The organism is Mesorhizobium sp. M5C.F.Ca.IN.020.29.1.1, assembly GCF_003997375.1.
Lineage (GTDB): Bacteria > Pseudomonadota > Alphaproteobacteria > Rhizobiales > Rhizobiaceae > Mesorhizobium > Mesorhizobium wenxiniae.
The window spans coordinates 1-14,042 of record NZ_RZSW01000020.1 but is presented as its reverse complement, the minus strand read 5'-3'; the positions used below and the strand labels follow the sequence as shown (position 1 = coordinate 14,042).

The window sequence follows — 14,042 nt, the reverse complement described above, 5'->3', positions numbered from 1 at the left end:
CCCGCAGTGAGACTTGCGCCAATGTGCGCTGCATTGCCGTCCCGACCCCGATCGCCTCTGTGCCGGTCTCCAGGTGAGATCCACCTCCGCATGGCGCTTAGGCCAGCGACAGCTGCAAAATCGGTGCAATACTTCTCGCTGAGCGCGTCACCCTGCGTCGAATAAACCTCTCCTGCGAACTTGCCCGTGTCGCGGGAGCGTTTGCTTAATAGGGCATCGACGAGGAGAGAGAGCGCCTCGTTTCGGAAGCAAGGCAGATAAGAGGGCCGAACTCATGAAGCTAACCGGCGGACAGGTCGTTGCAAGAGCGCTGAAGGAATATGGCGTCGAATATGTAGCCGGTGTCCCAGGCCACGGCATTTGGTCCTTGTTCGACGCTTTTCTCGAAGAAGGTTCTGAACTTCCCTTCATTCAGGTAATGCACGAGCAGAGCGCGGTGCACATGGCCGACGGCTACTACCGGGCGAGCGGCAAGCCGATGGCCTGTTCTACCTCGGTCGGACCGGGCGCCACGAACACGATCATCGGATTGGCAACCGCCTATACCGACTCGACGTCGCTGTTTTATGTTTCGGGCTCGCCTCAGACCTACATGCACGGCCACGGCACGATGCAGGAGATCGAGCGTCAGCAGGACAACGCCTTTCCGCGCATCACCGAACAGGTCACCAAGCGCGCCTGGCAGGCCAATTCGGTCAAGGTGCTGCCATCCATCATGCACCGCGCCTTCAGCGAAATGCTGACAGGCCGTCCGGGCCCCGTCCATGTGGAGGTGCCGATGAATGTGCAGGTCGAGGCCGATGAGGTGACGATCCATCCGCTGGACAAGCGCCTGCCGATCGGCGTCGCCTATCCGGATCCGCGTGCGATCGAGGCGGCGGTAACGCTTCTGCTATCCGCCGAACGTCCGGTGATCGTGGCCGGGGGCGGCGCAATCACGGCGAATGCTTCTGCCGAGCTGACCCGCCTGGCCGAGAAGCTCGGCGCGGCTGTGTCCATCACGTGGAACGGCAAGGGTGCGATTTACGAAGATCATGAATTGTTCATCGGTGCCGTCGGGCAAACCGGCACCACCTGCGGAAACAGGATCACCGCTTCCGCCGATGTTGTGGTCTCCGTCGGTTGCCGCTTTACCGACTGGTCGGCGTCGTCCTACGCCAAGGGCGTCTCTTTCTCCATTCCGCCCGGCAAGCTGATCCATATCGACCTGGACCCGCGCGAGATCGGCAAGACCTACCCGACCGAGGTGGGCATCGTCTCCGATGCCAAGGCTGCGCTCGAGGCTATCCTGGCGCTGATCTCCGATGCCGACTCCAGGAAGGGGATTGCCAAGCGGGAAGGATTCCTCGCCGACGTGAGGAAGGCCAAAGCGGATTGGGTGGCGCAGGTGTCGCCGCGCGAGAACAGCCGCGAAGCGCCGTTCACCTCCCAGCGTCCGCTGGTGGCACTGCGCAAGGTGCTGGACCGCAACGGCATCGTCGTGGTGGGCTCCGGCAATACCCAGGGCGCGGTGAAGCAGAGCTTCCCGGTCTACGAGCCGCGCACGCATCTGACCTCGGGCTCCTACTCGCCGATGGGATGGGCCGTGCCCGCCGCGCTTGGCGCGAAGCTCGCTTGTCCCGACCGGCAAGTGGTTGCGATCGTCGGCGACGGCGACTTCATGATGTCGCTTCCGGAAATGGGAACGGCTGCGATGAACGGCATCAACGTCGTGTTCCTGGTGTTGAACAACTCCGGCTACATGTCGATCCGGGGCGGTCAGCGCAAATTCCTAGGCCGTCATATCGCGTCGGAATTCAATCATCACGCCGGCAACGGCGCGCCCTATTCCGCCGATATCGCTGCCTCCGCCCGGGCTTTCGGTATCGAGGCTTGGAAGGTCGAGAAGGACGAAGACCTTGAAAAGAGCCTCAAGGCAGCGCTCGAATGTGGCGGTCCGGCCTTGGTCGAAGTCATCGTCTCGCGCGACGCTGCGGGCCCGTTCGCGACAGGCTGGTGGGACTTCCCATCCCCTGCCTACTACGAGAAGGAGCAGGCAGCTTACGCCGAGATGCGGGTTCTCGAACAGCACCTCTGACAGAACCTGACGTCGGAGCGTGGACAACGCGCTCCCCGTCGCTTGTCCCAGCATTTGCAGGCGGCGCGTTCAGCGTTCGCGAACGAGAGTTTTATTCATGATACGGACTATCAAATCGGCAGGCGGGGGCTTCGCGGAAAGCGGGCAGACGGGGGTCACGGCGACAGTCCAGGCGCTGCTGGCCAAGGTGGAGAAAGGCGGCGACCGCGCGGTCCGGGAACTCTCCAACCGCTTCGACAAATTTGACCGCGACAGCTACAGGCTGACGAAGGCCGAGATCGATCACTGCGTCGACACTCTCACGCACCGGGAGCGCGAGGATCTCGATTTCGCGCAGGACCAGATCCGCAAATTCGCGGAAGCCCAGAGAGCGACCCTTCTCGACCTGGAGATCGAAACGCTTCCAGGCGTCATTCTCGGCCACAGGAACGTGTCGATCCAGAACGTTGGCTGCTACGTCCCCGGTGGCAAGTATCCGCTGCTCGCCTCGGCACACATGACGGTGCTCACGGCCCGGGTGGCGGGATGCGAGCGCGTCATCACCTGCGCGCCGCCCTTCCAAGGCAGGATCGCCGAGAAGATCGTCGCAGCGCAGGCATTGGCCGGCGCCGACGAGATCTATTGCCTCGGCGGTGTGCAAGCCATCGCCGCAATGGCTTACGGAACCGAGACCATCGCTCCCGTCGACATGCTGGCCGGGCCGGGCAACGCCTACGTCGCCGAGGCCAAAAGGCTGCTGTTCGGCAAGGTGGGCATCGACCTTTTCGCCGGACCGACGGAGACGCTGATCATCGCGGACGACAGCGTCGATGGCGAGCTCGTGGCAACCGACCTGCTTGGCCAGGCCGAGCATGGAGTGAACTCGCCGGCTGTGTTGATCACCAACTCCGAAAAGCTCGCCAGGAATACGCTTGCCGAGATAGAGCGGCTGCTGTCGATGCTGCCGACGGCTCCCATCGCGGCCAAGGCCTGGCTGGATTTCGGTGAGATCATCCTGTGCGAAACGCCCGAGGAGATGGTGGCGGAGGCCGATCGCATCGCGTCCGAACACGTGCAGGTGATGACGCGTGATCCGGACCACTTTCTACAGAATATGAAAAACTACGGAGCCCTCTTTCTGGGAGCCCGCACCAACGTCTCGTTCGGCGACAAGGTGATTGGGACAAATCATACCCTGCCGACCGGAGGGGCGGCCCGCTACACCGGGGGACTCTGGGTCGGGAAGTTTCTGAAGACGTGCACCTACCAGCGCATCGAAACGGACGAGGCCTCTGCCTTGATCGGCCAGTACGCCTCGCGACTCTCCATCATGGAGGGTTTCGCCGGTCACGCTGAGCAGTCCAACATTCGCGTCCGCCGCTACGGTGGACGGAATGTTGCCTACGCGTCGGCAGCCGAGCCGTTCTGATGACCAGCAACGTCCAACGGAACGCGCGGAAGGATACCGCATCGTCAACGAAAGCTTCGAGATGGATAAAACGGCAGACATTGCCATCATCGGATCCGGAATAGGCGGCGCTTCGCTCGCCTACAGTCTTGCGGACAGCGGGCGACGCATCGTCATACTGGAACGCGGCGAGCACCTGAGGGACTCCCCGGAGGCGCGAGACGACACGGCGATCTTCGAGAAGGGTTTTTATCGCTCGACAGAGGAGTGGCTGGGTACTGACGGTGAGTCATTCCTCCCGGGCAACTACTACCACGTCGGCGGTAACTCGAAGTTCTTCGGCGCGGTCATGTACCGATATCGTCGGGAGGACTTCGCGCCTCGACAACACATGGGCGGCATGTCGCCCGGTTGGCCCATTTCCTATGAGGACTTAGAACCCTGGTATGAGCGAGCCGAAAGGGTTTTCAAGGTCCGCGGCGACGTATCGCAAGACCCGACCGAGCCACCTCACGCCAACCCCTATGCTTTTCCCGCAGTGCCCGACGAGCCTTCCATTGTGAAGGTGCGCGAACGGCTGCGTCGTGTCGGCCTCCATCCATCCAGCCTGCCACTCGCGGTCGATATCGATGAATGGTTGCGCGCCGCCCGAACAGGATGGGACGCATTTCCAAACACTGGACAGGGCAAGATCGACGCGGAGGTCGGGCCGCTGACAGAAGCTCTGAAGTACCCCAACGTCACCCTCCTGACTGGTGCAAACGTCATACGGCTTGAAACCGACGCGTCCCGGCAGCGTGTAACGGCCGCAATCTTCGTGAAAGATGGGATAGAGCAGCGGATAGAGGCTGACATCATCGCGGTGGCGGCGGGAGCGGTGCAGACAGCAGCGCTGCTGCTACGCTCTTCAAGCGACACACATCCGCGAGGTCTCGCCAACGGGTCCGATCAGGTCGGCCGCAACTTCATGAACCACAACACGACCGCCATGTTGGCGATCGATCCATTTTCCCCGAATGCATCGGTCTATCAGAAAACGATCGCCTTCAACGATTTCTACAACCGGGATCCAGAAACGGGGTTCCCTCTCGGTAATGTACAACTCCTTGGCCACATTACGGGAAACATCCTGAAGGCGAACACGCCATTGTTGCCGCGCTGGTTGACGCATCTGATCGCCCGGAATTGCTACGGCTGGTTTCTTACTAGCGAAGACCTGCCCAATCCCGAGAGCCGCGTCACGATTCGGGATGGCCGCATTGTGATGCACTGGGTGCGCAGCAACATGGATGCCCACGAGACCCTTATCCGCAGGACGCGCACTGTGATGAGAAGGGCCGGCTTCCCGATCGTGCTTACCCGAACGTTCGGTCGCAAAACAACCTCGCATCAATGCGGCACGGCGCGGCTTGGCAACGATCCCGCAAGCTCTGTCGTATCGCCCGATTGCCGCTCGCACGAGATCCCAAATCTCTACATCACGGATGCTTCGGTGCTCCCGACGTCGGCCGCGGTCAATCCGTCGCTGACGATCGCAGCTTTGGCGATCAGAGCGGGCGTCGCGATAAAAGAAAGTACGATCTGATGTCACGACACGGATCAGCGATCTTTGGCATATTTCCTCGGACGGATCCCATCGTTGTCAAATGCGATTACGTCGTTGTTGGTGGCGGCACGACAGGTTGCGTTGTCGCCGCACGTTTATCCGAGGAGGCCGATCGCTCGGTGCTGATGCTGGAGGAAGGACCGCGTGACCTGAACCCCTATATCCATATCCCCGGGGCCTACTACAAGACCGCGCAGGGCCCGTTGTTGAAACGCCTCGAATGGGAGCCGACCGCCGCTCAGGCGCGTACGGGCAAGCCAACGATGGTGCAGGCCCGCGTGCTCGGCGGCGGCAGTTCAGTCAACGCGATGATCTACATTCGCGGCAATCCCGGAGACTACGCCAAGTGGGAAACCCTGGGGGCGAACGGCTGGGGTTACAACGACGTGCTGCCCTACTTTCTCCGCTCAGAGGACAACAACCGGTTTTGCAACGAGGTGCATGGGTTTGGCGGTCCCCTGGGCGTTTCCGATATCGACTATATCCACCCGCTGACCCGGGCATGGCTTCAAGCATGCCAGCAGGCCGGGCTGCCTTACAATCCGGATTTCAATTCGGGCAGTCAGGCTGGGTGCGGTCTTTATCAAATAACTTCCAAGAGCGGACGCCGCAGCAGCGCGGCAACTGCGTTCATCAAGCCGGCGCGCAAGCGCCCGAACCTGGACGTCCGGACAGGAGCCACGGTAACCAGGATCCTCATCGAAAAGGGGCGGGCTGTCGGGGTCGAATACCTTTCGCTGGGCCGCAGGTTCGTTGTGCGTGCCGAGCGTGAGGTGATCGTCTCGGCCGGCGCCATCGCAACGCCGAAGTTGCTGATGCTGTCAGGCATAGGCCCGGCCGACGCGCTCGCCGGGCACGGCGTTAATGTGATAGCCGACCTGCCGGGTGTCGGCCAAGACCTACAGGACCATATTGAGATATCCCTGATCTATCAGCTCAATGGGCCGCATAGCTACGACAAGTACAAGAAACTGCATTGGAAGGCGGCCGCCGGCTTGAACTACCTGCTGTTCGGAGGCGGTCCTGCTTCCTCCAACCTCATCGAAGGCGGAGCCTTCTGGTGGGGCAATAAGGACGAAGCCCTTCCTGATGTGCAGTTCTTCATGGTCGTGGGTGCGGGTATCGAGGAAGGAGTTGAGGCCGTTCCGGGTGGCAACGGCTGCACCGTCAATCTTGGGCAGATACGACCCCGCTCGCGCGGCGAGGTTACGCTCGTCAGCGCAAACCCAGCCGACAATCCGCGTGTCGCACCACGGTATTTCTCCGATCACGCCGATCTCGAGGCGGTCACCGACGGGACGATGGCCGCCCTCGACATCATGGAAAAACCGGCAATGACGCGGTATGTCTCAGCGAGGCATGTGCCGTTGGCAGCCATGAAATCGCGCGACCAGATCAGGCAGTTCTGCCTGCAGACGGCGCATGCCGCGCTCCACCCTGCTGGAACGTGCCGTATGGGCCATGACGAGGGTGCGGTGGTCGATCCTCGACTCCGCGTACGTGGCGTGGATCGGCTTCGCATTGCCGACGCCTCAATTATGCCCACATTAATCTCGGGGAATCCCAATGCGGTCTGTATCATGATCGGGGAACGGGCCGCCGATTTCATCAAAGCCGCAGCGTGATGGGCCAGCAGCTGCTTCGACTAGACACGTCTTGAATTTCGTGCTTATGCACGATCATGCACGATTCATCTTTGTTGCCGCTCGGGCGGCGCCGCACAATCGCCGACCGGCTCTTGCGCGGCGAGTCCGTCGTGGCAAATGAGCTCGCCGGTGAATTCGACGTTTCCGAGGATGCCATCCGCCGAGACCTTCGCGCCCTGGCCCAGGACGGTATCTGCAAGCGGGTCTATGGAGGCGCGCTTCCGCTTTCCCCTGCTTCCACGCCGATGGAGAGCCGAGCTGTCGAGGATATTCCGCGTAAGCGGGCACTCGCACGAGCCGCGGTCGATCTGATCGGCAAGGGGCAAAGCGTGTTCCTCGACACTGGCAGCACCAACCTTCAACTTGCCGGGGTTTTGCCGACAGACCGCCAGCTGATCGTGATCACAAATTCGATTATGATTGCCGCCGCGCTCGCGAACCGCACCGACATATCGCTGTTTGTCATCGGCGGATCGGTCAACACACAGGTGGGCGGATGTGTCGATGCGCGGTCGATCCAGGAAATGCGCCGTTTCCGCATCGACCTTTGTTTCCTGGGCGCCTGCGCGATGTCGAGTGCAGCCGGGCTGGCCGGCTTCAGCATGCCCGACGTGGACTTCAAGATCGCGCTTTTGGAGGCGAGTACCAGCAAGGCGCTGATGCTCACCAGCGCAAAGGCGGAGACGACCGCGCCTTTCACCATCGGAGCGGTGACAGACATCGACCACGTGATCCTGGAACGGGATGCGCCGGTTCCGTTCGCTTCGAAACTGCGCGCAGCCGGTTTGAATATCATCGTCGCCGGCGCGCCGACCGAGTAACACGCGTCAGCCGCGGCACCTCCGCGCCGGTCCAGGCGGGACGGGGCGGGGCCTCCGGCTCGGTATTGGCCCGTAGACGCGCCAGGCTGGAGGAGTACCCATGAGGCTTGCGCACCTCGCACTCTGGACGAAGGATGTCGAGCAGGCCGCGGCGTTCTGGAGCGCGTTTTTCGATGCGGAGATCGGCGACCGTTATGAAAGCCGAAACCGGATCGGCTTCGTCTCCCGCTTCGTCACGCTTCGAGAAAGCGGCCTGCAACTCGAACTGATGCAGGGGCCATGGGTCGAGACGCCCGCGGGCCGCGAGACTGTCGGCTGGGCGCATATCGCGCTGTCGGTCAGAGGCAAGGAAGCGGTCGATACGACGGCACGACGCTTCGAGCTTGCCGGACTGCTCGTGTCGGCGCCACGTATGACTGGCGACGGATACTACGAGGCACTGGTCAACACGCCCGAAGGCATCCTGATCGAGATCGTTGCCTGACAGTCAAGCTCAACGTCTCTCTCGCCCTTCGCCCGCCATTGCATCATGGGCAATAGCTGCGTCGCCGGGCGTTGGAGGACATATATCCGCCCCGCGTCAGCCATGTCACGGGCTGCGTGTCGTGATCGGCAAGAAGAGAGCTATCGTCACGCCGCAGCCCGCTTCCGGCCAAGCCCTTCGCGATCGCCACGAGGGCATCGAGGATCTGATGGAAATCGTCCCACTATGATTGGAATGCCGGAACATCTCCCGACGGCGGCCACCTTCCTCGTGCCGTACACGGTGGAATGGTTCAACTCGCGTTAGTCTAAGACAGTCTGCGCCGCGAGCACGCGGCCGCACGACTTTCGAATCCTCAGAGATCGTTGCGGCTACGGCAGATGAAATCCGCCGCGCGCTCGCCGATCATGACGGCCGGCGCATTGGTATTCCCGGAGGGCACCGTGGGCATGATCGAGGCGTCGGCGACCCGCAGCCCCGCGATGCCGTGGACGCGCAGCTGGCTGTCGACGACCGCCAGGACGTCCTTGCCGATCCGGCAAGTGCCCGTAGGATGAAGCGCGCCCTGAGCCATTTCCCTCACATACTGGCGGTAGTCCTCCAACGTGTGCATGGGACGGTGAGGATGCTGCTCCCGCTTGATCAAAGGCTTGAGCAGCGGCTGGCCCATGATTTCCCGGCCGAGGCGCACGCCCTTGGCCATGGTGTCCAGATCGTACGGGTCCGATAGATAGTTCGGGACAATTCGCGGCGCGTCAGCCGGGTTGGGCGAACGCAACTCGAGGAAACCGCGGGAACGTGGCCGGATATGGCAGGCATTGAGCGTGCAGCCATAGCCGCTTTCGACTGGCGCAACGCCGTCCTCTATGCCGGAACCGGCTAAGAAGGCGAACTGGATGTCGGGGTGCGGATCTTCGCGATTGGCCCACCAGAAGGCGCCGCCCTCGATGATGTTGGAGCAGGCCGGACCATTGCGAAAGAGCACATGTTGCAGTCCCGCCCAAGCCTTCCAGGGCAGCTTCTTGTACTTGTCGTAACCATGAGGACCATTCAGCTCATAGATCAGGTAGACATCCATGTGGTCCTGGAGACCGCGGCCGACGCCGGGCAAATCATGGACCACCGGGATGCCGAGTTCGTTCAGATGCGCGCCGGGACCGATTCCGGACAAAAGCAGCAGCCGTGGCGAGTTGATTGCTCCGGCCGACAGGATCACCTCGCGTTCGGCCGTCGCCACGGTGCGGACGCCGCCGCGCACATATTCGACGCCGATCGACCGCTTGCCCTCGAAGAGGATGCGAAGAACCCGGCTGCCGGTCTGCACCGAAAGATTGGATCGCTTGCGCGCCGGCTTCAGATAGCACACGGCCGCACTGGCTCGGCGGCCGTTGCGCAGCGTGAGTTGATAGAGACCTGAGCCGGCCTGCTCGCCGCCGTTGAAGTCGGCAACATAGGGAATGCCCGCCTGCTGGCAGGCCTGCAGCCATATCTTGGTCAGCGGGCTGACGTGCTCGGGACTGGATACGTGCAGCGGGCCGCCTCGCGCATGTGCAGGGCCCGCCAGCGTGTCGTTGTCCTCGGCCTTTGTGAAAAACGGCAGAACATCCACATAGGACCATCCTTCGGCACCGTCGGCTGCCCAGCTGTCATAGTCGGACGGGATGCCGCGTACATACAGCATGGCATTGACGGAGGAGCCGCCGCCCAGCACGCGCGCCTGGACCATCGTCGGCGTCGAGGCCTTGGGGTTCCCGGCCGTCGGTTCCTGCGCGAAGCGCTGGAGCAGGTTGCCTGTCGCGGTCTTGTAGACCATCGCCGGCAGGTGGATCGCGATGTTCCGGTCTTCCGGACCCTCCTCGAGAAGCAGCACCGACGTCCTGGGGTCTTCGGAGAGACGTGAGGCGACAACGCATCCGGCCGAGCCACCGCCAATCACGACATAGTCAGGCATCTGTCCATCCGTCACGCAAGCAGAGAGGCGGCCGCAGTCGGTGGGGCCGCCTCTCTGAGCGGGCATCAGCCCTGGGAGGTACCGGTCACGCGGCGGCCTTGAATTCGTTCCATGCCGCCACCCAGTCGGCATAGGTCGCGAACTCGGACGATTCGAGCGGCGGAATGCCGAGCAGCGGCGACGACTTGAAGATACCCTCGACGTCGGAATAGTCGAACAGCGCTCTCGTCTCCGGCGGCAGCAGATCGAGCGCTTTCGGCGACACAACGCCCGCGGCGTTGCGCGTTGTGACTTTCGCCTGAACTTCCGGCGAGATCGCCATGTCGAAGAAGGCATAGGCGGCATCCTCGTTGTCGACCGAAGGCGGCATGAACCACGCGTCGCACCATGTGCCAGCGCCCTCCTTCGGTATCGTGTATTCGGTCTTTACGCCTTGCTTGGCGGTCTCCACCGGAATGCCCGTCCAGCCGCAGAAGAGCGCGGCCACCTCGCCCGAAACGAACAGCGAGACGAGGTCGCCATAGGTCAGGCTGATAATGCGCGACTGGTCGCGGTACTTCGTAAGATTGTCGAAGATCGCCTTCATCTCGTCGCGCGAAACATTCGGGAACTTGTCCCCGAGGCCGGCCATGCGAGCTGCGATCGGCCAAGTGGCGAGCGTGTCGTCGACGAAGGCGATCTTGCCTTTCATCTCGGGCTTGAGCAGGTCCTCATAGGAAGTTGGCTTCTCCATCAGCGCCGGATTGTAGACGAGCGCGTTGAGTCCCCAGGCATAGGGCACGCCGTAAAGCTGACCATTCCGATACCAGGTCGGCTTGTCGTAGAAGACGTCGAAGAGGTTGTCCTTGTTGTAGTTGGGCAGCTTGGCCTTATCGAGCGGGTTGGCGATCTTGAGCACGTCGATATAGAGGTCTGCATAACCTTGGTTGTATTCCGCGGCATCGAAAGGCGGCGGGTTCGGCACGCTGAATTTCGTGGTCACGTCGTCCTGATTGCCCATCGCGCTCACTTCGACATTGATGCCGTTCTTGGCGCGCCAGTCGGCCAGTTCCTCGGTCAGTTCCCAGCCTTCCCAGGCCATGATCTGCAAGTCGCCACTGGCGGCGTGCGCCAAGTGAGGGATGAACGGGCCGAGCGCCACAGCGCCTGCCACGGCACCGGCGCCGCGCAGGAAAGTGCGGCGCCCCATCGCCATCTGCATGATTTCGTCCGTCGACCAAATTCGTCTCATCTCAGTTCCCCTGTTGATGTTTCTTCGCCTTTGAAGTGTCCCGCGTGGCCCGCGTTTTCACAATTTCGCATGGCCGAGATTGCCGTCGTCTGATGACGCGAGATGTGCGTCACATTGCGAGGACGGTGCCGCCCGCGGTCGGCAGGCTTGAACGGGTTCAAGGGCGCGGCAGCATCACAACGTTGGCGGCGTCCCAGAAGACCTTGGTGCGGGCGTGCAAGGCGGGCGGGACGTTTCGGGCGTTGCGCTGAACCTGGATCCGGACGCTGGATTGATCGTCAAGTCGGACGGTGTAGAACGAACGGCTGCCGATGAAGACGATGTCTTCGACCGTGCCCTCGACAGACTGCGGAGCCGCATCACCGGACTGGAAGCTCAGTGATTCCGGGCGGATTGAGATCGTTACGCTGTCATCCTGAGATGCGTTCGCGTCGCTTGCCAGGAAGCGGATGCCCGATGGCGTCACCGCCGTCGTACCGACGCCGTTGACGTGGGTTACCCTGGCCTCGAAGAGGTTGGTCTCGCCGAGGAATTTCGCCGCGAACAGCGACTTCGGCCTGGCATACATGTCCTCGGGGCGATCGAGCTGGACGATCCGTCCCTTCTCCATCAGCGCGACGCGATCGGACAGGATCATGGCTTCATCTTGATCGTGCGTGACATAGACAAAGGTGGTGCCGGACTCGGCGTGAATGCGCTTCATTTCGGCCAGCATATGCTGCCGGATCTTGAGGTCGAGGGCGGCGAGCGGCTCATCGAGCAGCAGGACCTTCGGCCCGTTCACCAGTGCCCGGGCCAACGCCACGCGTTGGCTCTGACCGCCGCTGATCTGGTCGATATAGCGGTTGGCGAAGCTGTCGAGCTGGACGATGTGGAGCATACGCTGAACCCGCTCCTTGATCTCGTCCTTAGGCAAGCCTTTGACTTTCAGGCCGAAGGCCACGTTTTCAAAGACGTCCAGATGCGGGAAGAGAGCGTATCGCTGGAACACCATGTTGACCGGCCGACGTTCGGGTGGCACGCCGGCGACATCGACGCCGCCGATGCGCATCGAGCCCTGCGTCAGCGTGTCGAAGCCTGCGATCAGACGCATGAGCGTGGTCTTGCCACAGCCGCTCGGTCCGAGCAGGGTCAGGATCTCGCCCTCCTCGATCGCGAGGTTGATCTCGGACAGCGCCGTGAAGCTGCCAAAAACCTTCTTGCCGGCGCGAATTTCAATGATGGGTCGGGGAGGGGTCATGCTGGGCTCCTCAGGGCGCTTCGCGGCTGGCGATGGACGAATTGCGGCGCAATCTACCGATCACCCAGGCGCCGATCAGAATGGCAGCGGAGAAAGCGAGCGCCAGCGTCGAGATGGCGTTGATCAACGGCGTCACAGTGCGCCGCATCATCGACCAGATGTACATCGGCAGCGTCGTCTCGGTGCCCGCCACGAAGGAGGTGACGACGAACTCGTCGAAGGAGACGGCGAAGGCGAGGATGGAGGACGAGATCAGCGTCGGTGCGATCAGCGGCAGCGTAACGCGCGCGAAGGTTTTTCTCTGGCCGGCGCCGAGGTCTCGTGCCGCCTCCTCGAGTGACAGGTCGAATAGTGTCAGGCGGGCCCTCATTGCAACGATCATGATGGGAATGGCAACGACCACGTGCGAAATGACGATGGTGACGGTCGACAGCTGCACGCCAGCTTGGGCGAAGAGGACGAGGAGTGAGACGCCGACGAAAAGGCCGGGCAGCGCGATCGGCGTCACGGTAAGGGCCTCGATGAGACCCCGCCCCATACGGCCGAAGCGCAACCACGCCAGCGACGCGGTGGCGCCTAGCACGAGCGTGATAGTGGTCGTCATCAAAGCGATGACGAGGCTTTTCAGTACGGCGGCGCTCAACTGCGGATTGCCGAGCAGCTCCTCGTACCAGCGCAGGCTGAAGCCGGTGAAGGGGAAAGACAGTGACGGCGATGCGTGGAAGCTGAACAGGACGATGATCAGCAGCGGCGCAAGAAGAAAGCCGAGGGTCGTCCAGACAATGAGCTTGAGCAGCATCTATGCCTCCGCGCTTGCAACCGGACGCCGACGATTGATGATGACGCCGCTCATGCGACCAAGTGCGACGATGGCGACGTAGAGGAGCACCGATACTGCGAACATGACGAATGCCTGCGCCGCTCCCAGCGGCCAGTTTCCGGTCTTGCGGAACTGGTCGGCGATCAGCAGGCCAGTGGTCTGGCCGGACGAGCCGCCGAGCATCTGTGGCGTGACGTAGTCGCCGGCGACCAGGATGAAGGTCAGCATAAAGGCGCCGACGAGGCCGTTGGCAGCATTCGGCGCGATGACCCTGAAGAACGCACCCAAAGACGAAGTACCGAGATCGCGGGCAGCATCGAGCAGTTCGCGTTTGATCTCACTGAGGGATGCCACCACCAGCAGGATGCAGAACGGGAGATAGATGTGAACCAGAGTGATGGTAACGGCGAAGGAATTGAACAGAAGAGCGCTGACTGGTTCGTCGATAATGCCGAGCTGGAGCAGCACCGTGTTCAGGACGCCATTCGTTCCCAGCAGCGTCCGCCACGCATAGATGCGCACGAGATAGCTGGAAAACCAGGTGAGCAGGATCAGATAGAGGATGATCTGGGAGCGACTGACATAGACGAGGTAGTAGCTGACCGGAATGGAAAGGATGAGCGTGATCGTCGCCGTCAGCAAGCCGATACGGACCGCATTTATCGTTACTTTCCAGAATGCGGGCGATGTCAGCGAGTCGAGATAGTTGCCCCACTGAAAATCGGGGATGATGCGGTAGGATGCCGACGACCAGAAGCTGTAGGCGAACAGGATGAGAC

At 61.9% G+C, this 14,042-nt stretch carries 11 protein-coding genes and 1 pseudogene; 7 read left to right on the top strand and 5 right to left on the bottom strand.

From position 1 onward, the window contains the following. The first annotated feature begins 274 nt into the window (after positions 1-274). The 7 genes and pseudogenes from EOA85_RS03300 to EOA85_RS03275 all read left to right on the top strand — a co-directional run bounded on the left by EOA85_RS03300 (position 275) and on the right by EOA85_RS03275 (position 8,021). Entirely contained in the window at positions 275-2,077 is a 1,803-nt protein-coding gene (locus EOA85_RS03300) for a thiamine pyrophosphate-binding protein (RefSeq protein WP_127208360.1), read from the top strand. A gap of 97 nt (positions 2,078-2,174) precedes the next feature. Further along, positions 2,175-3,485 carry a histidinol dehydrogenase gene (gene hisD / locus EOA85_RS03295; RefSeq protein WP_127208359.1) on the top strand — a complete coding sequence of 437 codons (1,311 nt, stop codon included), beginning with the start codon at positions 2,175-2,177 and terminating at the stop codon, positions 3,483-3,485. A 61-nt stretch (positions 3,486-3,546) separates the two neighbouring features. After that, a complete protein-coding gene (locus tag EOA85_RS03290) occupies positions 3,547-5,049 on the top strand; it encodes a GMC family oxidoreductase (RefSeq protein ID WP_127208371.1) in 1,503 nt (500 codons plus the stop codon). Then, positions 5,049-6,695 carry a GMC family oxidoreductase N-terminal domain-containing protein gene (locus EOA85_RS03285; RefSeq protein ID WP_127208370.1) on the top strand — a complete coding sequence of 549 codons (1,647 nt, stop codon included), beginning with the start codon at positions 5,049-5,051 and terminating at the stop codon, positions 6,693-6,695. The genes EOA85_RS03290 and EOA85_RS03285 overlap by 1 nt, the downstream gene beginning before the upstream one ends. A 56-nt stretch (positions 6,696-6,751) precedes the next feature. After that, positions 6,752-6,877: pseudogene (locus tag EOA85_RS38600) on the top strand (DeoR/GlpR transcriptional regulator); the annotation flags it as partial. A gap of 168 nt (positions 6,878-7,045) precedes the next feature. Then, positions 7,046-7,537 carry a DeoR/GlpR family DNA-binding transcription regulator gene (locus EOA85_RS38595; protein WP_245485588.1) on the top strand — a complete coding sequence of 164 codons (492 nt, stop codon included), beginning with the start codon at positions 7,046-7,048 and terminating at the stop codon, positions 7,535-7,537. Between the two features lie 100 nt (positions 7,538-7,637). Further along, positions 7,638-8,021 (top strand): VOC family protein, encoded by a 384-nt coding sequence (locus EOA85_RS03275; protein ID WP_127208357.1) that lies wholly within the window; start codon positions 7,638-7,640, stop codon positions 8,019-8,021. A gap of 355 nt (positions 8,022-8,376) precedes the next feature. Here the strand turns inward: EOA85_RS03275 and EOA85_RS03270 are convergent, their stop codons facing one another. The 5 genes from EOA85_RS03270 to EOA85_RS03250 all read right to left on the bottom strand — a co-directional run. Continuing rightward, positions 8,377-9,972, bottom strand: a complete 1,596-nt coding sequence (locus EOA85_RS03270; RefSeq protein ID WP_127208356.1) for a GMC family oxidoreductase N-terminal domain-containing protein — start codon at positions 9,970-9,972, stop codon at positions 8,377-8,379. Between the two features lie 85 nt (positions 9,973-10,057). Continuing rightward, positions 10,058-11,203 (bottom strand): extracellular solute-binding protein, encoded by a 1,146-nt coding sequence (locus tag EOA85_RS03265; protein WP_127208355.1) that lies wholly within the window; start codon positions 11,201-11,203, stop codon positions 10,058-10,060. Positions 11,204-11,360: 157 nt separating this feature from the next. Next, positions 11,361-12,443: an ABC transporter ATP-binding protein gene (locus tag EOA85_RS03260; protein ID WP_127208354.1), complete on the bottom strand. Its 1,083-nt coding sequence runs from the start codon at positions 12,441-12,443 to the stop codon at positions 11,361-11,363. Positions 12,444-12,453: 10 nt separating this feature from the next. Further along, on the bottom strand, positions 12,454-13,242 hold the full coding sequence (locus EOA85_RS03255) for an ABC transporter permease (RefSeq protein WP_127208353.1): 789 nt from the start codon (positions 13,240-13,242) through the stop codon (positions 12,454-12,456). Beyond that, a partial coding sequence (locus EOA85_RS03250; protein WP_164759466.1) for an ABC transporter permease occupies positions 13,243-14,042 on the bottom strand: 800 nt, incomplete at its 5' end. It lies immediately after the preceding gene.

Excerpts from the sequence above, each read along its gene's own strand:
- EOA85_RS03300 (WP_127208360.1), top strand. The coding sequence starts at position 275 with ATGAAGCTAACCGGCGGACAGGTCGTTGCAAGAGCGCTGAAGGAATAT.
- hisD (WP_127208359.1), top strand. The coding sequence starts at position 2,175 with ATGATACGGACTATCAAATCGGCAGGCGGGGGCTTCGCGGAAAGCGGG.
- EOA85_RS03290 (WP_127208371.1), top strand. The coding sequence starts at position 3,547 with ATGGATAAAACGGCAGACATTGCCATCATCGGATCCGGAATAGGCGGC.
- EOA85_RS03285 (WP_127208370.1), top strand. The coding sequence starts at position 5,049 with ATGTCACGACACGGATCAGCGATCTTTGGCATATTTCCTCGGACGGAT.
- EOA85_RS03275 (WP_127208357.1), top strand. The coding sequence starts at position 7,638 with ATGAGGCTTGCGCACCTCGCACTCTGGACGAAGGATGTCGAGCAGGCC.
- EOA85_RS03270 (WP_127208356.1), bottom strand. The coding sequence starts at position 9,972 with ATGCCTGACTATGTCGTGATTGGCGGTGGCTCGGCCGGATGCGTTGTC.
- EOA85_RS03265 (WP_127208355.1), bottom strand. The coding sequence starts at position 11,203 with ATGAGACGAATTTGGTCGACGGACGAAATCATGCAGATGGCGATGGGG.
- EOA85_RS03260 (WP_127208354.1), bottom strand. The coding sequence starts at position 12,443 with ATGACCCCTCCCCGACCCATCATTGAAATTCGCGCCGGCAAGAAGGTT.
- EOA85_RS03255 (WP_127208353.1), bottom strand. The coding sequence starts at position 13,242 with ATGCTGCTCAAGCTCATTGTCTGGACGACCCTCGGCTTTCTTCTTGCG.